We start from the raw sequence: 18,673 nt of genomic DNA on the forward strand, positions 1-18,673 counted from the left end.
TCCACCACCAAGCCCTACGCGCCCTCGGCAACCGCCTCGTCGGAATCCTCCACGGCTGCCTACGCCACCACAGCACCTACAGCGAACACACCGCCTGGGCACACCGCCAACCCACCACCCACACCCAAGCAGCTTGACAACTTACGACCCTGGGATGTCTGGAGTGGCATTCGAACTCCACTGCCACTCCAGCGTGACAACTGACGCGAGCAAGTGCTACGCGCGGACGAGTTCGAAAAGTGGGATGGCGCGTGTGGTCTTGGCCTGGTACTCGGCGAAGACCGGGGCCCGCTCGATGATCTTCGGGTACGCCGCGTCACGCTCCTCGGCGGGCAGCTCGCGGGCCGTCACGTCGTAGGCGTCGGTACCGACTTCGATGCGGGCCTTCGGATCGGCCCGCAGGTTGTGCACCCACGCCGGATCCTTGGGCGCGCCGGCATAGGAACCGACGATCAGCATGCGCCCGCCCACATCGAGGTATGCCAGCGGGGACAGCCGAGGCTGACCCGACTTGGCCCCGGTGGTGTGCAGCAGCAACAGCGTGCCGCCCTCGAACGGGCCGCCCACCTTTCCGCCGTTGGCCCGGAATTCCTCGACCACGTTGCGGTTGAAGTCGTCGAGAGCCGCCACATCGGCGACCAGTTCGCTCTTGTCGAAGTCAGGATCGATATCGGTCATGACTTCTTGAGCTCCTCGGGCTTGGCGTCTATTCCCGATTCCTTGCGCTGCTGCGGGGTGACCGGCGCGGGCGCATCGGTCAGCGGGTCGACGCCACCACCGGACTTGGGGAACGCGATGACCTCGCGGATCGAGTCCACCCCGGCCAGCAGGGCGGTGATGCGGTCCCAGCCGAACGCGATCCCGCCGTGCGGAGGAGCCCCGAAGGCGAAGGCGTCCAACAGGAATCCGAATTTGTCCTGGGCTTCCTCGTGGTCGATGCCCATCATCGCGAACACCCGCTCCTGGATGTCGCGGCGGTGGATACGGATCGAGCCGCCGCCGATCTCGTTGCCGTTGCAGACGATGTCGTAGGCGTCCGAGAGCGCGCTGCCGGGATCGGTGTCGAAGGTGCCCTCCGATTCCACCTTCGGTGCGGTGAAGGCGTGGTGCACGGCCGTCCAGGCACCGGAACCCACCGCCACGTCGCCCGAGGCGGTCGCGACATCGGCGGGCTCGAACATCGGGAAGTCGACCACCCAGGTGAACGCCCAGGCGGCCGGGTCGATCAGGTCCAGACGCTTGGCGATCTCGATGCGGGTGGCGCCCAGCAGGGCTCGCGCCGTGCGGGCCGGGCCGGCCGCGAAGAAAACGCAGTCACCGGGCTTGGCACCGACGTGGGCGGCCAGGCCGTCGCGCTCGGCGTCGGTGAGGTTCTTGGCCACGGGGCCGCCCAGCGTGCCGTCTTCGCCCACGAGCACATAGGCCAACCCCTTGTGGCCGCGCTGTTTGGCGAACTCCTGCCAACCGTCCAACGTGCGACGCGGCTGCGATGCCCCGCCCGACATCACCACAGCCCCCACGTAGGGCGCCTGGAACACCCGGAACGGCGTGTCCTTGAAGTACTCGGTGCATTCGATGAGCTCGACGCCGAACCGCAGGTCGGGCTTGTCGGAGCCGAACCGGCGCATCGCCTCTTCATAGCCGATCCGGGGCAGTGGTAGCGGCAGGTCGTAACCGATGGTCGCCCAGACCGCCTTCAGTACCTGCTCGGCGATCCCCATCACGTCGTCGGCGTCGACGAAGCTGAGCTCCATGTCCAGCTGGGTGAATTCGGGCTGGCGATCGGCGCGGAAGTCCTCGTCGCGGTAGCACCGGGCGATCTGGTAGTAGCGCTCCATGCCCGCCACCATGAGCAGCTGCTTGAACAGCTGCGGGCTCTGCGGCAGCGCGTAGAAGGAGCCGGGTTGCAGGCGTGCGGGCACCAGGAAGTCGCGGGCGCCCTCCGGCGTCGAGCGGGTCAAGGTCGGGGTTTCGATCTCGATGAAGTCATGCTCGGCCAGGACGCCGCGAGCAGCGGCATTCACCTTGGAGCGCAACCGGATTGCGTTGCCCGGTCCCTCACGGCGCAGATCCAGGTAGCGGTACTTCAGCCGGGCTTCCTCACCGGCAGTCTCGTCAAGCTGGAACGGCAGTGGGGCGCTCTCGGACAGTACGGTCAACGCGGTGGCGTTCACCTCGATGGAGCCCGTCGGGATCTCGGGATTCTCGTTGCCCTCGGGACGGACCTCGACCACGCCGGTGACGGCGATGCAGAACTCGGCGCGCAGCCGGTGGGCGGCGGCCAGCACGTCGCCCTCGCGGAACACCACCTGCGACACGCTCTGCCCATCTCCTTGCCCACCACCAGCCCCGTCGCGCAGATCGATGAAGATGACGCCGCCGTGATCACGGCGACGCGCCACCCATCCCGCCAAAGTGACCGTTTGACCCGCATCCGCGGCCCGCAATGAACCGGCGGCATGACTGCGCAGCACGAAAACTCCTCATGAAGACTGGTGGGACGAGTGAACAGTCTAGAGAGTCCACCGGCGGCGGTAACTTGGCGAGGTGGATGAGCGCTCGCCCGAAGACCCGGCAGACCTGAACTCCCCCATCGCGGTCATCGGCCCCGGCGCGATCGGTTCCACCGTGGCGGCGCTGCTGTACGCCGCAGGCAAATCAATTCTGCTGTGTGGCCGGACTCCGCGCGACGGCGTCGACGTCCGGCCCGACGACGGGGAACCGATTCGGGTGCCGGGCCCCGTGCACACCGATCCGGCCGGCGTCGAAGGCCCGTTCCGGGTGGTCTTTCTCGCGGTCAAGGACACTCAGAACGCCCGGGCCGCGGCCTGGCTGGACCGGCTGTGCGATGAGAAGACGGTGGTGTGCGCGCTGCAGAACGGCGTCGAACAGGTCGAGCGGGTCAGTGCGCTCAGCCGGTACACCGACGAGGCCCACGTGGTGCCCGCAGCGGTGTGGATCTCCTCGGAGATGCAGCCCGGAGGTTGGGTGCGGTTGCGCAGCGAGGCCCGGCTGGTCCTGCCCGACACCCCGCCGGCCGCGACCGTGGCCGAGGCGGTGCGCGGCAGCGCGATCAGCGTCGAACACGATCCCGATTTCCACACCGCGGCCTGGCGCAAGCTGCTGGTCAACGCCGTGGTCGGTTTCATGGTCCTGGCGGGCCGCCGGACGGGCATGTTCCGTCGTGACGACGTGGCGGCGCTGGCGCGGCGCTATCTGACCGAATGCCTGGCCGTGGCTCGCGCCGACGGCGCCGATCTGGGTGGCGAAGTGGTCGAGCAGATCGTCGACATGCTGGCCACCGCACCCGAGGATCTGACCACCTCGATGCTGACCGACCGCCAGGCCGGCAGACCGCTGGAGTGGGACATCCGCAACGGCGTCATCATCCGTAAGGCGGCCGCACTCGGCCTGCCCACCCCGATCAGCGACGTCATCGTTCCACTGTTGGCCGCGGCCGGCGACGGGCCGGGCTGACGCCTCGGCTTATCCGAAGATCGCCCGCAGGCTCATCAGTCCGACGCACCCGATGATGGCGGCCACCGGGACGGTGATCACCCACGCCAACGCGATCGGTTTCATCAGATTCCAGTTGGCGGCCTTGTTCACGATGCCGACACCGAGCACTGCGCCGATGAGAATGTGCGTGCTCGATACCGGCAGGCCGAGCACCGAGGCTCCCATCACGACGCCGGCCGCCGACAGTTCAGCGGCGAAACCGGACGCCGGATGCATTTTGGTCAGCCCGGAACCCACGGTTCGGATGACGTTACGGCCGATGAACCACAGGCCGACGATCAAAGCAACGCCGAAGGTGGCCATCACGGCCGTGGGTACTGCGGCCTTGCCTTCGATGGCATTGGTCTTGAGGGTCTCGACGATCGCGGCGAAAGGGCCCACCGCGTTGGCGATGTCGTTGCTGCCGTGACTGAACGCGAACGCCGATGCCGTGAACACCTGCATCCAACTGAAGAGCAGGAACGTGGACTTCGACAGGGCTTGGTTCTTGAGTGTCCTGGCGAAGATGAAGACGGCCATCCAGACAGCGGCCCCGATCATCGCCATGATCAGATAATTGGTCAGCGAGGACAACCCGATGTGCAGGTTCTTCAGCCCCTTGAACAGCAGCATCGACGAGATGACGATCGCGCCGAAGGCCGCCAACAGCGGAACCCAGTTCTCCAGCGCGCGATGCGCGTCGACTTCCTTTGCCTTCGCGTCGATCGTGTGGAGCTCTTTGTAGTAGTCCGATTCGAGTTCCGCCGGGTCGAAATCACCGCTGCTCGCCGTGATCGCGTCTTGGGCAAGCGTGTTGGTGTAAGAGATCTGCTGCAGTTCGTCGAGGCGCTCGAACGCTTGCCTGTGTCTCTTGCGCATCTCGATGCGCTCGGTCTTGAGTGCGCGCAGCCGCTCGTCGGCCCTGTCGCCGTAGATCAGGATGTGTCGCTTGATCGCGCCGAACAGCAGGTACGCCACGAACCCGCCGAGCACCGGTGAGACGAACCAGGACAGCACGATCTGGCCGATCTCGGTCCACTGCACCATGTCGAGACCACCCTGGCCGGTGAGATAGCCCAAGGTGACTGCGGCACCGACGATGCCGCCGATGATCGAGTGCGTCGTCGAAACCGGCCAACCCATTCGGGTGGCGACCAGCAACCAGACCGCAGCGCCCAGCAACGCGGCCATCATGATGAAGACGAAATCCTGCGGCACGATCTCGATACCTTGCAGGTCCACGATGCCGCTGCGGATCGTGTCGGTCACCTCGCCACCTGCGATCACGGCGCCGCTGACTTCGAACACAGCCGCGACCATCAGCGCTTGCTTCATACTCAGCGTGCCGGCACCAACGCTGGTGCCGAAGGAGTTCGCCACATCGTTTCCACCGATGTTGAACGCCATGAACACACCGAAGATGGTGGCAACGATCAGAATGACCTTGTTGGCACCGTCGCCGACGTAATCGAACGCCCACACCGAGAACGCCGCGAATACCGCGATGCCGAGGACACCGAACGATACGTGCCAGTTGGTGTCCTCACCCAGGAACCCACCTCGTGCGGGTGTCGCCGGGTGGGCAGGTGGACTATCTAGACCCGTTGACATGCAATCCCCTCGAAAATCGAATCGACTGCTGACACGATGGAGGACCTCGGTAAATGTCGGGCAACAGCGGAGCGACGCGCGGATGGCCCTCTAAATGCGGCCTCTCGATCCCCACCTGATCGACACCGGACTAGACACATTGACTTAAGGTGTCTACCCATGGCCCGGACCTACCAGTGCGAACGCGTCGAGTTGGATTTCATCGACCGCGCGCCGTTCCGCTTCGTCAGCACCATCGACCTCGCCATCACGCCCGAGCAGCTGTTCGAGGTGCTCGGCGACGCGACTTCCTGGCCACAGTGGGCCACCGTCATCACCAATGTGGAATGGACCAGCCCCGAGCCCCGCGGCGTCGGAACCACCCGCACGGTCACCATGCGCGGTCACATCGTCGGCGATGAGGAGTTCCTGGCCTGGGAACCTTTCTCCCACATGGCTTTCCGTTTCAACACCAGCACCTCGAACGCGATCTCGGCCTTCGCCGAGGACTACCGTGTGGTTGAGACCGCCGGCGGCTGTCACCTGACCTGGGTGATGGCCATGAAGCCCAGCGGCCTGGCCGGGCGGCTCGGGATGACCATGGGCCGGCCGGTGATGGCATGGCTGTTCCAGCGGTTTCTGCACAACCTCCGCCGCTATACCGCCGACGAGCGCTCGCGCGAGGAGTAGACAGCACTGAGCGCTACGGCAAGTAAGGGCTAACCCAGCCCCTCCCACGCCGCCCTGCGCAGCGCGTCAGGATCGGCCACCGTCTCGTCCCGCGCGGAACGGATCACCCTGGTCAGGCGCTGTTCGGTGTGATACTCCGGCCACTCGGCGATCTCGGCCCGCGCGAAGTCCAGCCAGGTGCGTTGCATCCGCCGGCCGACCGACGGCTGGACCCGGCGACCCAGGGGATGCAGTTTGCGCCCCAGATACGAGCCGTAGCTGTGCTGGATGTGCACGATCTCGCTGCCGTGGGTGGCGCCCAGCCCCAAGGCCTTCAGCGTCCAGGTGGTGTGGTCGAACCGGTACACGTGGGTCGGCGCGTGCGGACTGTAGGCGTCGGCAAATGCCCATGTCGGTGCGCCGAACATGACATCGGAGCCGAAGGCGATCAGGGCCCGTCGCCGGGGGAAATCGGGGTAGGCGGCAAGAATCCGATCGCGGTCGTGCGGAGCATGGCGACGAAGGTAGTCCTGGACCCCGGCCGGCGTGGTCGGCAACATCGGGGGCTTTCCCCAGGCGAACATCGACGCTTCGTGGCTGTTCGTGCCGATGATCAACGGCACCGCGCAGACCGCGCCGGCGCGGGCCGCCTGGATCGGATGCAGCGGCAGCAGGTCGACACCGTGGGTCAGCCCGTAGGCCAACGTCGGTGTGTGCTGCGCACTCTCGAGCTGCAGCTGACCTGCGGCGCGGCGTAACTGGCGTTGCGGCAGCACCTTGAGCTGCTCGGCTCCGACACCGAGCAGGTGCATGAAGCGCCGGGACTGACGTGCCCGGTCTTCGCGGCCGGCGATGAGCGGCAATGCCGGGCTCTGGGCGATCGCCCGGGCGAACAGGCCGTCCGCGGCGGGGCTGGCCAGCAGGGCCAACACCGATGTGGCACCGGCCGATTCGCCGAACACCGTCACCTGTTCGGGATCGCCGCCGAATGCGGCGATGTTGTCGCGTACCCATTGCAGCGCGGCGATCTGGTCGCGCAGGCACAGGTTGTCGTCGAATCCCTCGCCCAGGTCGCCGAGTTCGAATCCGCCGAACACGCCGAGCCGATATGTGACGTTGACGACGACGACGTTGCCGTTGGCGGCCAGTCGCGAACCGTTGTAGAGCTGCAACTGCCCGGCGCCGTAGACGAATGCCCCGCCGGGGATCCACACCATCACCGGCAGCGACCCGCCGGTGTCGGGCGACCACACCGTGACGGTCAGGCACGCCTCATCGCGGACCTTGGGGTCGTCCCGGCCTCCGCCGACGAACGAACGGCCCTGTGGCGGTAATGGGCCGTGCTCGACGGCGTCACGGATCCCGGACCAGGGCACCACGGGCTGAGGCGCCAGGAAGCGCAATGCGCCGATGGGCTGCTGGGCGTACTCGACACCTCGCCAGACGCTGACCCCGCCTTCACGGGTGCCGCGTAACCGCCCCAGCGAGGTGTGGGCGATGGTCGAATGTTCCGCAACGACGGACACGTCTGAATCGTAGTGTGAAAAGCTTAACGGGCTGTTGAGCACGCACCTACCGGCGAATGCGATGGAGTGACGGGATGACCTTCAACGAGGGTATGCAGATCGACACGAGCACCACTTCCAGTTCCGGTGGTGGCCGCGGCCCCGGCCGTGGCATCGCGGTCGGCGGTGGGATCGGGGGCCTGTTGATCGTGGTGCTCGCGATGTTCCTGGGCGTGGATCCGGGCACGGTGATGCCTCAGCAACAGCAACTGCCCGTCAACGGTGTCGAAGCCGAGGGCTTCGACCTGAGCCAGTGCAAGACCGGTGCCGACGCCAACTCCAAGGTCGAATGCCGCGTGGTGGCGACCGGCAACTCAGTGGACGGTGTCTGGCAGCAACTGCTCAAGGGGTACACGCGTCCGCACATCCGCTTGTTCAAGGGACAGGTCCAGACCGGATGCGGCCCGGCTACCAGTGACGTCGGGCCGTTCTACTGCCCGGTGGACAAGACGGCGTACTTCGACACCGACTTCTTCCAGGTACTCGTCAACCAGTTCGGTTCCAGCGGAGGCCCGCTCGCGCAGGAATATGTGGTCGCCCACGAGTTCGGCCACCACGTGCAGGACCTACTGGGTGTTCTGGGCCGGGCTCAGCGTGACCCCGAGGGCGCCACCGGCGCGGGTGTGCGCACCGAACTGCAGGCCGACTGCTACGCGGGTGTCTGGGCGCACTACGCGTCGATCACGCGGCAGGAGGGCACCGACGTACCGTTCCTACAACCGCTGAGCGACAAGGACATCGCCGACGCGCTGTCGGCAGCCTCCTCGGTGGGCGACGATCGCATCCAGAAGCAGGCCACCGGCCGGGTCAACCCGGAAGCTTGGACCCACGGCTCTTCCGAGCAGCGGCAGAAGTGGTTCACCATCGGCTACCAGACCGGTGATCCGAACAAGTGCGACACCTTCGCCGCGAACAACCTTGGCTAGGGCCGCGACCGCCGTCGACACGGTGGCCGAGCGCTACCTGGACACCTACGCGCGCCTGGACCCCTGCGCCGCAACAGAATTGGGCATCACCGGCCACGACGACGAGGTCACCGACTACTCGCCGCAGGGAGTGACGGCTCGCGCGGAAGCCGCCCGCGCCACGTTGCGCGAGCTCGACGGGATCGCGCCCGTCGACGACGTCGATGTGGTCACCGTGGCCGCACTGCGCGAGCGACTCGGCGCGATCGTCGATGTGCACGACGCCGGACTGGATCTGGGCGAGCTCAACGTCATCGCCTCGCCGTTGCAGACCATGCGCGACGTTTTCGACCTGATGCCCACCGACACCGAGGCCGATTGGGCGCTGATCGCCGCGAGGTTGGCGAAAGTGCCCGAGCGGGCAGCAGGCTACGCCACCGCCCTGCGCGAAGCCTCCCGCGGCCATCACGCGCCGGCCCTGCGTCAGGTCACCCGGGGCGTCACCCAGGCCCGGCAGATCGCGGAATTGTTCGGCCAGATGGGCACCGGTGCGGCACATGGAAATCGGCGACTCTCGGCTGATCTGCGCAAACACAGCGACGCTGCGGCCGACGCCTACCGGCAATTGGGCGATGTACTGCGCGAGGAGATCGCACCACGCGCCCGGCAATCCGACGCGTGCGGCCGCGACGCCTACGGGCTGATGTCGCGGTTGTTCCTGGGCACCTCCGTGGACCTCGACGAGGCCTACGACTGGGGTTTGGGGTTGCTCGATGCCGTTGTGGCCGAACAGGAATCGATTGCCCAGCAGCTCTATCCGGGCGCCACGGTCGCCGAGACACTGCGCCGGCTCGACGAGGAACCGCGCTACATCATCGGCGGCACGGACGCCCTCCAGGCTTGGATGCAGGACCTGTCCGACCGCGCGGTGGAATCGCTGGCCGGCACGCACTTCGACATCGACGGACCGCTACGCACACTGGAATGCCGGATCGCGCCGACACACACCGGCGGCATCTACTACACCGGCCCGTCGGAGGATTGGTCGCGGCCCGGACGCATGTGGTGGTCGGTTCCGCCGGGGGTCGAGACATTCCACACCTGGCAGGAAACCACCACGGTCTTCCACGAGGGCGTCCCAGGGCACCATCTGCAGATCGGTCGTGCGGTGGCACTGGCAGATCAGCTCAACCGGTGGCGACGGCTGGGCTGCTGGGTCTCCGGCCACGGTGAGGGGTGGGCGCTGTACGCAGAGCGGCTGATGGCCGAGCTGGGCTGGCTCGACGATGCCGGCGACCGCATGGGAATGCTGGATGCACAACGGTTCCGGGCGGCCCGGGTGGTGATCGACATCGGCGTGCACTGCGGCCTGACCGCACCCGACGGTGAGGTGTGGGATGCCGAGCGGGCGTGGAACTTCCTGACCTCGCATTCGGCCATGGCCGAGGAAAACCTGCGTTTCGAGCTGGACCGTTATCTGGGCTGGCCGGGGCAGGCCCCGTCGTACGCCATCGGCCAGCGGATCTGGCACGAACTGCGCGACGAAAGTCTGCGCCGGGGATCGTCACTACGGGAATTTCACGGTCGCGCACTCGATCTGGGCGGACTCCCCCTCGATGTGCTCAGATCGGCGTTGTCGTCCGCCTGACCGCTGACGGACACTGGTGGCATGGAAGATCTGGAGCCCGACACCAAGGACTGGACCTGGGTGCTGTCGCGCCCCTGCCCTGAATGCGGGTTCGATCCGGCGGCCGTGCACCCGCGCGAGGTGGCCGGACTGATCCGCGACGACGCCGAACGGTGGGTGCCGCGGCTGAACCGCCCCGGAGTGGCCGCCCGGGCCCGTGCGGACCGCTGGTCGATCCTGGAATACGGCTGTCATGTCCGCGACGTGCACCGGATCTTCGAACAGCGCGTGCAGATGATGCTGACCGAGGACGATCCACAGTTCCCCAACTGGGACCAGGACGCCACCGCGATCGCCGACGACTACGGCTCGCAAGATCCGGGAATCGTCGCCACCGAATTGTTCGATGCGGCCGGCGTCGTCGCCAACACCTACGACCAGGTGCCCGCTGATGCCTGGTCGCGTCGTGGGCTGCGCAGCAACGGCAGCGAGTTCACCGTCGCCACCATCGCGATCTATCACGTGCACGACATCGTCCATCACGCATACGACATATCCCAGGCGTGATGTGACTCACAGCCCAAGGCTGTCACAGTTCAGCCGCCGAGCGGTGTCTGAGAGTGTGACATCCACGGGCATAGGGGGAACATCTGAACGCGACCGAGGTATTCGCCGGGCACCGCCCCCTGCTCTTCACCCTGGCATACGAGATCCTGGGTAGCGCCGCCGACGCCGAAGACGTGGTGCAAGACAGCTACCTGCGCTGGATCAACGCAGGCGAGGTCACTCATCCGCATGCGTATCTCGTGCAGATCGTCACGCGGCAGGCTCTGAATGCGCTGCGCACAAACCGGCGCCGACGTGTTGACTACGTAGGCAATTGGCTTCCCGAGCCGATCCAGACCGCGTCGGACGTGAGCGAGGACGCCGTGCTCGCCGAATCCGTTTCCATGGCAATGCTGCTGGTCCTGGAGACACTGAGCCCTGACGAACGCGTGGTATTCGTCCTCGGCGAGGTATTCGGATACAGCCATCCCGAGATTGCGCTCGTGGTGGGCAAATCCGATACCGCGGTGCGTCAAATCGCCCATCGGGCACGTCAACACGTACAAGCCCGGCGGCGACGCTTCACTCCCGACAGGCAGGTGGCGCGGGCCGCGGTCAAGAAGTTCCTGCGAGCAGCGCACACCGGAGATATCCAAAGCCTCGTCGAAGTGATGGCACCCGAGGTCGTCGCCCTGTCCGACGGCGGCGGCCGGGTGTCGGCAGCGCGTCGACCGGTCACCGGGCCACGACGGGTCGCGCAGTTCATGGCCGGACTCGCTCAGGGCAGCATGGCCGGCCTCGACATCGAATTCGGGAGCTACAACTCGATGCCGGCCGTCTTGTTCCACCGAGACGCAGTACTGGACTCGGTACTGCTCATCGAGGTGACCGACGGACTCATCACGGCCCTGTACGCAATGCGCAACCCTGACAAACTCCGCGCCGCCGGCGTAACCCGCACCCTCACCCGACACCAGGAGAACTGATGCAGACCGTCACCGTCGAGCGGACCATCGAAGCACCGCAGGACGAGGTCTTCGACTTCATGAGCAACGCCGCCAACTTCACGCGCTCTGCGCTGGTACTTCGACAGCGGCTGGCCCGACCCGGCCTCCAGGCCCCCTACGGACCGGGCGCGGTACGCATCCTGCTCTGGACCATCGGCTGGTTCCGGGAGCGCATCACCGCCTACGACGCACCCCGCTCCTTCGACTACACGGTCGAACGCAGCTTCCCGCCCTCCGAACACCGGCACGGTCGAGTCAGCTTCGCCACGGTCGATGGCGGTACCCACGTCGTGTGGACCACGACGTTCCGGGTGAAGTTCCCACTCATCGGCGATGCGCTGACTCGCTGGGTGGGCCGACCGATGCTGACCAGGGTGTTCAACGATGTGCTGGACGCGGCCGCGGCGGATCTGCCCAAAACCTGACCACATTGAACACATCTCGATAATGTGTGCAAATGCGCGAGGCGGACCGGACGGTGTCACCCGCGCTGCTCGCCGCCACCGCTGAGACACTCAGGCGTTTGGGCCCAAGACAATTCAGTCTCACCGCGGTTGCCGAACACGCCGGAGTATCCCGAGGCACCGTCCACAACGCTCTCGGTAGTCGCGACAACGCCGTCAGAGTCGGGCTCGACCACCTCGCCGGCGCTTTCATCGAGACCATCGCGGCCCAGGCCGGCTGCCGTGACACCCTGGCCGATCAGGTCGCGGCAGCCGCGGTGGTCATCTGCGCGCACCGCCGGCAGTCGGATTCCGTGGCGCCGCGCGGCATCAACGAGAGCATCCTGGTGCTGCTGCTGCGCAACACGGGCGACGACCTGATGCGCCGATCGATCGACCTGTGGAAGCCGTTCGTGCGGGCGGCCCAGGAACGCGGGGAGATCGGGCCGGGCGTTGCACCGGCGCGGGCCAGCGAATGGATCGTGCGCCTGCTGCTGAGCTTCGAACTTCTCCCACCGATCGGCGTGAACCTCGACAGTCCGCGCGCGGTCAAACGATTCGTGTCCGACCACATCGTCGTCGGCCTGTCCGGAAGGCAGCAATGACCGAGCCAGATCACGAGGTGGCCATCATCGGCGCCGGCCCCGGCGGCATCGCAACCGCATATCTGTTGCGTCAGAAGGGTATCCACGACTTCATCATCATCGAACGCGGCAACGACTTCGGCGGCACCTGGCGCGACAACCACTACCCCGGCCTGGCCGTCGACATCCCCACCCTGTGGTACCAGCTGTCGTTCGCCCCCAATCCGAACTGGAGCAGGTTCTTCGCGCCCGGCCCGGAAATTTATCGCTATCTGCAGGAGACGGCTGCCGGTCTCGGACTCTACGACCACTTGCGGCCCAACTCCGAGGTGATTCGGCAGGAGTGGGACGACGAGCACGGGCTGTGGCGACTGCAGATCCGCGACGGCGCACCGGTGACCGCACGTTTCCTGGTCAGTTCGGTGGGCGGGTACGTCAACGCCAAGAACACCGTCGACATCGCGGGTATCGAGGACTTCGCCGGGACCATCCTGCGCCCCAACGACTGGGACGACAGCTACGACGCCAGGGGCAAGCGCATCGCGGTGATCGGGACGGGATCTTCGGGCGTCCAGATCGCCGCAGCACTGTCCGCGGAAGCGGCCAATCTCGATGTCTACCAGCGTACTCCGGCATGGGTGCTGCCGAAGGTCGACTTCGACTTCTCGCCGTGGATGCGCCGGGTGTTGCGCCTGCGCGGGGTGGTTCCCATCGTCAATGTGGCCGGACGGCTGGCGATGGACATCTTCATGGTGGCACCCATCGTTCACGTGTTCTCCCGGCTACCGGACAAGTTGTTGCGCCGGCTCATGCCGCTCTACGACAGCTGGTCCCGCCTGCTGTACCGGGTGTTGGTCCGCGCGGTCGTCGACGACCCGGAAACGCGGCGAAAGTTGGTGCCGCGCTATGGCATCCTGGCCAAGCGGCCGGTGATATCGAGCGCATTCCTGCCTGCCCTGAACAATCCCGACACCAACCTGATCACCACACCGATCGAACGAATCACCGCGACCGGGGTGCGGACCACCGACGGTGTCGAGCACCCGGCCGATCTGCTGGTACCGGCCACCGGCTACGAGCTGTGGATCGATCCGGAGACCTACCGCCCGGATACCGTGTTGGGCGCGTGCGGGTTCGACCTCGCCCGGTATTACCGCGCGCACGGCCTGCAAAGCTACGCCGGCACCGCCCACCCGCGGCTGCCCAACCGCTGGGAGATCGTCGGGCCGCTCGGCTTCGTCGGATTCGCCTGGCTGGACTATGTCGAGACCATGGCCGCACACGCGGTGCGGATGATCGATGAGACCCGCCACCGCGGTGCGCAGGTCACCGCCGTCACCCAGGATGCGTTCAACCGCTGGAACGCACGGATGCGCCGGGACGGCCGCGTCGCGCACCTGTACTACACCGCGACATCGGGCTTGAACACCTACTTCGTCAACTCCCAACACGAAACCCCGTACTACCGGCCACAGACGATCACCGGCTCCCGGCAGTTCGCGCGCCGCTCCCCGTTGTCCGACTACGAATTCAGCAATGTCCGCGTCCCTGCGCTTCCCGAGGAGCAACCCGCATGAGCCACACCGATACTCCACTGGCCGGACGAGTCGCCTATGTCACCGGAGCCGCGCGCGGACAGGGCCGCTCGCATTGCGTGCGACTGGCCCGGGCCGGAGCCGACATCGTCGCGCTCGACGCCTGCGCACCCGTCGCCGCGCACAACGGATACGCCGCCGCCACCCCGCAGGATCTGGCCGAGACGGTGGCATTGGTCGAGGGAGAAGGCCGCAAGATCCTGGCCCGCGAGGTCGACGTGCGCGATGCCGAAGGCCAACGCCGCCTGGTCGCCGACACGATCGAGCAGTTCGGCCGTCTCGACATCGTGGTGGCAAACGCGGGCGTGCTCAATTGGGGCCGGCTGTGGGAGATTTCGGCACAGCAGTGGCAGGACATCCTCGACATCAACCTCACCGGGGTGTTCAACACCATGCAGGCGGCGGTGCCGCCCATGATCGAGGCCGGCAACGGCGGGTCGATCATCGCGGTCAGTTCGGCGGCCGGAATCAAGGCGGTGCCCGGTTGCGGTCACTACTGCGCGAGCAAGTTCGGCGTCGTCGGGCTCACCAATTCCCTGGCCGTCGAGCTGGGCGAGTTCGGGATCCGGGTCAACTCGATCCACCCGTACGGCACCGACACACCGATGGGCAACGACCTGTCGATGTACCAGATGTTCGCCGACCACCCCAACTACATCCACAGCTTCTCCCCCGGCGCCCTGCCGACGGATTCCCTGGCCCCACCCGACACCATCTCCGACATCGTGGTGTGGCTGGCCAGTGATGCGGCATCCCTGGTCACCGCCGCTCAGATCCCGGCAGACAAGGGGTATCTGAAGATCTGAGCGGCGGCGACGGCACTACAGCCGTGAATGCTCGGAGATGTTGGTATCGGTGGTACGCAGCGGGCGGATCAACGCATCCTGACTGAACGACGCGATGAGCTCGCCCTCCTCGGTGTGCACGGCACCGCGCACATACGACATGCCCGCACCCACCTGGGTGCTCTCGTGGCTGTAGAGCAGCCAGCCGTCCCAGCGGACGGGCTCGTGAAAACTCACCGTGACGGTCATCGGCGCCGTGGACACGGTGAGATGAGCCTGGGCGGTGCCGATGCCCTCGTGCGCGCGCATGGTGGTTGAAATCCCCAGGTGCCCAGTAAAGTACGCGATCAACGCCTTGGCCAGGTCATCGCGGGCCGGGACGGGCTCATAGCGCAGCCAGGCATACAGCTCGGGCGGGCCTACCTCATCGGGGCTGTTGACATCCACGACGTCGACCAGTCGCAGCTCGCGGCCGGTCATCGGCATGTGCGAGACATTCGCGTCTGCCGGGCCTGCGACTTCGGGGCGCGGCAGGTGATGACGGATCACGTCACCCGACGGGACGTCGGTGAACACCGTTATGGTGATGCAGCGCTTGCCGTTCTGGGAAGCGGCGACGACCGCGGTGGCCGTGGAACGACCGTCACTGATCACGTCGATGTCGAGTTCGACCGGCGGTCCCACCATGACCGCGCGGGCGAACACCGCATGTGCCGATCGGATCGACTTGTCCGGAAAGCGTTTGGCCACGGCGACGATCGCGGCGCCCACGATCTGAGTCCCTTCCACCACCTGACGCTCGTCGACACCGGCGATGCCGGTCTGCACGGTGAAGCGGTTCTCGCCCGCGGGCTCGGCGTCGAAAAGATCGAGCAGCATCTGCAGTGTCCACTGCATCGGCTCGGCCTCTTTGCGTGCCTCAGATTCTGCGGTCATTGCCTTCCTTCCATTCACGCGTTGATGACTGTCTCGGCGAATTCCGAAATAGTTCGGGGGGCCGCGAAATCGGCGAACCATACGTAGAAACGTTCGACGCCTTGGGCGGACAACCCGGCGAAGTGGGCGGTGAGTTCGGCAGCGTCGCCGCACACCAAGCCGTCCCCGAGGTGACCGAACAGGCGGGTGCTGCGTTCGGTGACCGCCGACCGGTCAACGCCACGCCCCACGAAACCGACCATCTGCTGCAGCGAGACGCGCGCCGAGCCCACCTTCGGCATGAGCGCCGGCAACCGATCGAGCTGATGCGAAGGAATGTTCCACCAGTCGGCATGGGCGCGCACGAGTTCCATCATGCGTTTCCCGGTTCCGCCCAGTACCAAAGGAATTCGATGCGCTGGGCGTGGTGTCTGCGCTCGTTCGCCCTCGCCCCAATACTGCTGCAGCAGCTGCAGGTTCTCGTCGAGCCGGCGCACCCGCGCCGCCGCATCCCCGGTCTCGATGCCGAACCGCTCGAACTCCCGGGGCCACGAACCCGAGCCCAGTCCGAGCTCGAACCGTCCGCCGCTGGCCGCCGACAACGTCACCGCCTGTTTGGCGAGCACGCCAGGATGCCGGAACGCATCGCACAACACCAAGTGACCGATCCGCAGCCGCTCGGTACGCGCGGCCACCCACGTCGCGACTGTCATCGCCTCCCAAATGCTTTGGTGCGTCGCGCCGGGGGCTTCGAGATGATCGATGAACGCGATGCCATCGAATCCGCCGGCCTCGGCCACCCGCGCACGCTCGACGATGTCGTCGACGTCCAGCCGCACCTGGGGCAGGAACAGGAACCACTCGCTCATCGATCCAACACAGTAATCACAAGCCGCCTATTGCTTCTACAGAAACGGTAACGTCATTCTCGCAAGTGGAGCATGACGGAGGTGATGGCGCAATGGCTAGGCCGGCCGAACGACCGTCCGGCGACGCGCGCGCCGAGGCGCATGCGGACCGGGCCCGCCGGTTCATGAAGTCGGCACTGGCCATCCTGGGTGAGACCGGACGCACCGACTTCACCGTGCTGGAGGTCGTGGAACGCTCCAAGACCTCACTGCGGTCGTTCTACCAGCATTTTTCCACCAAGGATGAGCTACTTCTGGCCCTCATCGACAAGATCATGGCCGAGTCCACCGACCGCTGGCGTTCCGACACCGACGGGCTGGGGGGACCCGACGCATTGCGGTCACTCATCGAGCGCATCACCATCCCGGCGTCGTCGAGCACCCAGGACAGCATCAACCGCGGCCTGACGTTCTACAACGACCATCTCGCCGAGTCCCTGCCCCGCGAATACGCCCGGGTGCTCGCGCCGTTGCACGAGCTCATCGGCGATATTCTGCGACGCGGAATCGACGCGGGGACCTTCCGGTCGGGTATCGACATCCAGAGCACCGCCGCGCTGATCATGCAGTCGGTGCTGGGCGCGATGCGCCTGCGTTCGCTGGGCGTGGAACTCAACGGGGCGCCGATCGACAGCGAGGACATCTACGAATTCTGCGTGCGCGGTCTACTGACCGCCGAATCCCCGTCCTGAGCAGCACGTTCTCAGCATTTTGAGCGATCGCCCGAATGCGCTCTTCCGCGCTGTCGCTGACGTGGTAACGTCATTACCAGTTTCGAAAACCAGACTCTTCCAGGAGGCGAACATGCCCTCACGCGAGCTTCCGTACCCGGTGTTCGACGCCGACAACCACTTCTATGAGCCCAAGGAAGCGCTCACCAAGTTCCTGCCCGAGCACCGCAAAGGCGTCATCGACTACATCGACGTGCACGGCCGCACGAAGATCGTGGTGCGCAACCACATCAGCGACTACATCCCGAACCCCACCTTCGAGGTGGTCGCCAGGCCCGGCGCCCAGGAGGAGTACTTCCGGCACGGCAGCGGCGGCAAGAGCTACCGCGAGGTGATGGGCAAGCCCATGAAGGCCATCCCCGCCTTCCGCAATCCCGAAGCGCGCCTCGAGGTTCTGGACAGCCTTGGCCTCGACTACACGATCATGTTCCCGACGCTGGCCAGCCTGGTCGAGGAACGCCTCAAGGACGATCCGGACCTGATCCTCGACATCATCCACGCGCTCAACGAGTGGATGTACGAGACCTGGCAGTTCAACTACGCCGACCGCATCTTCTCCACGCCCGTCATCAATCTCGGCGTCGTCGACCGTGCCCTCGAGGAGCTCGAGTGGTGCTTGGCGCGCGGCGCGAAGACAGTGCTGGTCCGCCCGGCGCCGGTGCCTGGCTATCGCGGCACCCGCTCGCTGGGCTTCCCCGAGTTCGACCCGTTCTGGGACGCCTGCGTCAAAGCCGGTATCCCGGTGTGCATGCACGCCTCGGACAGCGGTTACGCGCAGTACCTCAACGACTGGGAGCCGGCCGACGAGTTCCTTCCGTTCAAGCCGACGTCCTTCCGGATGGTCGCGATGGGCAAGCGCCCGATCGAGGACACCATGGCCGCACTGGTCTGCCACGGGGCCCTGACCCGCAACCCGGATCTGCGCATCCTCTCGGTGGAGAACGGCGCATCGTGGGTGCCCTACCTGTTCTACCAGTTCAAAGACGTCTATTCGAAGATGCCGCAGGAGTTCCCGGAGGATCCGATCGAGGCATTCAAGCGGGGTGTCTACGTCGCCCCGTTCTGGGAGGACGACTTCAAGCAGATGGCCGACCTGGTGGGCATCGACCGCATCATCTTCGGATCCGACTGGCCGCATCCCGAAGGGCTGGCCGATCCGATCAACCTGGTCGACGACCTGCAGGCACACGGCCTCGACGAGGAAGGTGTCCGAAAGGTCATGGGCGGCAACCTGGTCGACCTGTTCAAGGTCGAGAACAAGAAGGTGTACCGGCCCGACGTCCCGGCACTCGTCCTGAACTGATC

Annotated in this window: 18 protein-coding genes and 1 pseudogene; 13 read left to right on the forward strand and 6 right to left on the reverse strand. The window is 66.1% G+C overall.

What is annotated here, in order from left to right:
- Nucleotides 1–137: pseudogene (locus tag E0T84_RS23200) on the forward strand (IS110 family transposase); the annotation flags it as partial.
- Nucleotides 138–216: 79 nt separating this feature from the next.
- On the opposite strand, the gene E0T84_RS23205 reads toward E0T84_RS23200, so the two are convergent.
- Together E0T84_RS23205 and aspS are read right to left on the reverse strand one after the other, a co-directional pair.
- Nucleotides 217–678 (reverse strand): nitroreductase family deazaflavin-dependent oxidoreductase, encoded by a 462-nt coding sequence (locus E0T84_RS23205; RefSeq protein ID WP_070943622.1) that lies wholly within the window; start codon nt 676–678, stop codon nt 217–219.
- Nucleotides 675–2,474, reverse strand: coding sequence for an aspartate--tRNA ligase (gene aspS / locus E0T84_RS23210; protein WP_070943621.1), 1,800 nt, complete (start codon nt 2,472–2,474; stop codon nt 675–677). The genes E0T84_RS23205 and aspS overlap by 4 nt, the downstream gene beginning before the upstream one ends.
- 106 nt (nt 2,475–2,580) lie before the next feature.
- On the opposite strand from aspS, the gene E0T84_RS23215 reads away from it, so the two are divergent.
- Nucleotides 2,581–3,477 (forward strand): oxidoreductase, encoded by an 897-nt coding sequence (locus tag E0T84_RS23215; RefSeq protein ID WP_138745700.1) that lies wholly within the window; start codon nt 2,581–2,583, stop codon nt 3,475–3,477.
- 9 nt (nt 3,478–3,486) lie between these two features.
- Here the strand turns inward: E0T84_RS23215 and E0T84_RS23220 are convergent, their stop codons facing one another.
- Nucleotides 3,487–5,109, reverse strand: a complete 1,623-nt coding sequence (locus E0T84_RS23220; protein WP_070943620.1) for an inorganic phosphate transporter — start codon at nt 5,107–5,109, stop codon at nt 3,487–3,489.
- Nucleotides 5,110–5,268: 159 nt separating this feature from the next.
- On the opposite strand from E0T84_RS23220, the gene E0T84_RS23225 reads away from it, so the two are divergent.
- Entirely contained in the window at nt 5,269–5,778 is a 510-nt protein-coding gene (locus tag E0T84_RS23225; protein ID WP_070943619.1) for an SRPBCC family protein, read from the forward strand.
- Between the two features lie 29 nt (nt 5,779–5,807).
- Here E0T84_RS23225 and E0T84_RS23230 read toward each other — a convergent pair whose 3' ends face one another.
- Nucleotides 5,808–7,283, reverse strand: a complete 1,476-nt coding sequence (locus tag E0T84_RS23230; RefSeq protein ID WP_070943618.1) for a carboxylesterase/lipase family protein — start codon at nt 7,281–7,283, stop codon at nt 5,808–5,810.
- 74 nt (nt 7,284–7,357) lie between these two features.
- Between E0T84_RS23230 and E0T84_RS23235 the strand changes: the two genes are divergently transcribed.
- The 8 genes from E0T84_RS23235 (at nt 7,358) to E0T84_RS23270 (ending at nt 14,835) form a co-directional block, all read left to right on the forward strand.
- On the forward strand, nt 7,358–8,248 hold the full coding sequence (locus tag E0T84_RS23235; protein WP_070186901.1) for a neutral zinc metallopeptidase: 891 nt from the start codon (nt 7,358–7,360) through the stop codon (nt 8,246–8,248).
- Nucleotides 8,241–9,875 carry a DUF885 domain-containing protein gene (locus E0T84_RS23240; protein WP_070186902.1) on the forward strand — a complete coding sequence of 545 codons (1,635 nt, stop codon included), beginning with the start codon at nt 8,241–8,243 and terminating at the stop codon, nt 9,873–9,875. The genes E0T84_RS23235 and E0T84_RS23240 overlap by 8 nt, the downstream gene beginning before the upstream one ends.
- A gap of 21 nt (nt 9,876–9,896) precedes the next feature.
- A complete protein-coding gene (locus E0T84_RS23245) occupies nt 9,897–10,421 on the forward strand; it encodes a DinB family protein (protein WP_070186903.1) in 525 nt (174 codons plus the stop codon).
- Nucleotides 10,422–10,504: 83 nt separating this feature from the next.
- The gene (locus E0T84_RS23250) at nt 10,505–11,386 is read left to right on the forward strand and encodes an RNA polymerase sigma-70 factor (protein WP_070186904.1); all 882 of its coding nucleotides are present in this window, start codon (nt 10,505–10,507) and stop codon (nt 11,384–11,386) included.
- Complete coding sequence (locus E0T84_RS23255) at nt 11,386–11,832, forward strand: SRPBCC family protein (RefSeq protein ID WP_138745680.1); 447 nt, start codon at nt 11,386–11,388, stop codon at nt 11,830–11,832. Before E0T84_RS23250 ends, E0T84_RS23255 begins: the two co-directional genes overlap by 1 nt.
- 32 nt (nt 11,833–11,864) lie before the next feature.
- On the forward strand, nt 11,865–12,455 hold the full coding sequence (locus tag E0T84_RS23260) for a TetR/AcrR family transcriptional regulator (protein WP_138745681.1): 591 nt from the start codon (nt 11,865–11,867) through the stop codon (nt 12,453–12,455).
- Nucleotides 12,452–14,011 carry an NAD(P)/FAD-dependent oxidoreductase gene (locus tag E0T84_RS23265; protein ID WP_138745682.1) on the forward strand — a complete coding sequence of 520 codons (1,560 nt, stop codon included), beginning with the start codon at nt 12,452–12,454 and terminating at the stop codon, nt 14,009–14,011. Before E0T84_RS23260 ends, E0T84_RS23265 begins: the two co-directional genes overlap by 4 nt.
- Nucleotides 14,008–14,835, forward strand: coding sequence for a mycofactocin-coupled SDR family oxidoreductase (locus E0T84_RS23270; RefSeq protein ID WP_070186908.1), 828 nt, complete (start codon nt 14,008–14,010; stop codon nt 14,833–14,835). Before E0T84_RS23265 ends, E0T84_RS23270 begins: the two co-directional genes overlap by 4 nt.
- A 15-nt stretch (nt 14,836–14,850) precedes the next feature.
- Here the strand turns inward: E0T84_RS23270 and E0T84_RS23275 are convergent, their stop codons facing one another.
- Entirely contained in the window at nt 14,851–15,750 is a 900-nt protein-coding gene (locus E0T84_RS23275; protein ID WP_070943615.1) for an acyl-CoA thioesterase II, read from the reverse strand.
- 14 nt (nt 15,751–15,764) lie between these two features.
- Nucleotides 15,765–16,598 (reverse strand): LLM class flavin-dependent oxidoreductase, encoded by an 834-nt coding sequence (locus E0T84_RS23280; protein ID WP_070186910.1) that lies wholly within the window; start codon nt 16,596–16,598, stop codon nt 15,765–15,767.
- A gap of 92 nt (nt 16,599–16,690) precedes the next feature.
- Here E0T84_RS23280 and E0T84_RS23285 point away from each other — a divergent pair, with 92 nt between their 5' ends.
- Both E0T84_RS23285 and E0T84_RS23290 read left to right on the forward strand, forming a co-directional pair.
- A complete protein-coding gene (locus E0T84_RS23285; RefSeq protein WP_138745683.1) occupies nt 16,691–17,329 on the forward strand; it encodes a TetR/AcrR family transcriptional regulator in 639 nt (212 codons plus the stop codon).
- A gap of 112 nt (nt 17,330–17,441) precedes the next feature.
- Nucleotides 17,442–18,671, forward strand: a complete 1,230-nt coding sequence (locus E0T84_RS23290; RefSeq protein WP_070943614.1) for an amidohydrolase family protein — start codon at nt 17,442–17,444, stop codon at nt 18,669–18,671.
- The last annotated feature ends 2 nt before the right edge of the window (nt 18,672–18,673 follow it).

This window comes from Mycobacterium sp. DBP42 (assembly GCF_005924235.1).
GTDB classification, from domain to species: Bacteria; Actinomycetota; Actinomycetes; order Mycobacteriales; family Mycobacteriaceae; genus Mycobacterium; species Mycobacterium syngnathidarum.

Coding starts and splice junctions, on each gene's coding strand:
- E0T84_RS23260 (WP_138745681.1), top strand. CDS start 11,865: ATGCGCGAGGCGGACCGGACGGTGTCACCCGCGCTGCTCGCCGCCACC.
- E0T84_RS23205 (WP_070943622.1), bottom strand. CDS start 678: ATGACCGATATCGATCCTGACTTCGACAAGAGCGAACTGGTCGCCGAT.
- E0T84_RS23265 (WP_138745682.1), top strand. CDS start 12,452: ATGACCGAGCCAGATCACGAGGTGGCCATCATCGGCGCCGGCCCCGGC.
- E0T84_RS23290 (WP_070943614.1), top strand. CDS start 17,442: ATGCCCTCACGCGAGCTTCCGTACCCGGTGTTCGACGCCGACAACCAC.
- E0T84_RS23280 (WP_070186910.1), bottom strand. CDS start 16,598: ATGAGCGAGTGGTTCCTGTTCCTGCCCCAGGTGCGGCTGGACGTCGAC.
- E0T84_RS23220 (WP_070943620.1), bottom strand. CDS start 5,109: ATGTCAACGGGTCTAGATAGTCCACCTGCCCACCCGGCGACACCCGCA.
- E0T84_RS23255 (WP_138745680.1), top strand. CDS start 11,386: ATGCAGACCGTCACCGTCGAGCGGACCATCGAAGCACCGCAGGACGAG.
- E0T84_RS23275 (WP_070943615.1), bottom strand. CDS start 15,750: ATGACCGCAGAATCTGAGGCACGCAAAGAGGCCGAGCCGATGCAGTGG.
- E0T84_RS23270 (WP_070186908.1), top strand. CDS start 14,008: ATGAGCCACACCGATACTCCACTGGCCGGACGAGTCGCCTATGTCACC.
- E0T84_RS23235 (WP_070186901.1), top strand. CDS start 7,358: ATGACCTTCAACGAGGGTATGCAGATCGACACGAGCACCACTTCCAGT.
- E0T84_RS23285 (WP_138745683.1), top strand. CDS start 16,691: ATGGCTAGGCCGGCCGAACGACCGTCCGGCGACGCGCGCGCCGAGGCG.
- E0T84_RS23225 (WP_070943619.1), top strand. CDS start 5,269: ATGGCCCGGACCTACCAGTGCGAACGCGTCGAGTTGGATTTCATCGAC.
- E0T84_RS23245 (WP_070186903.1), top strand. CDS start 9,897: ATGGAAGATCTGGAGCCCGACACCAAGGACTGGACCTGGGTGCTGTCG.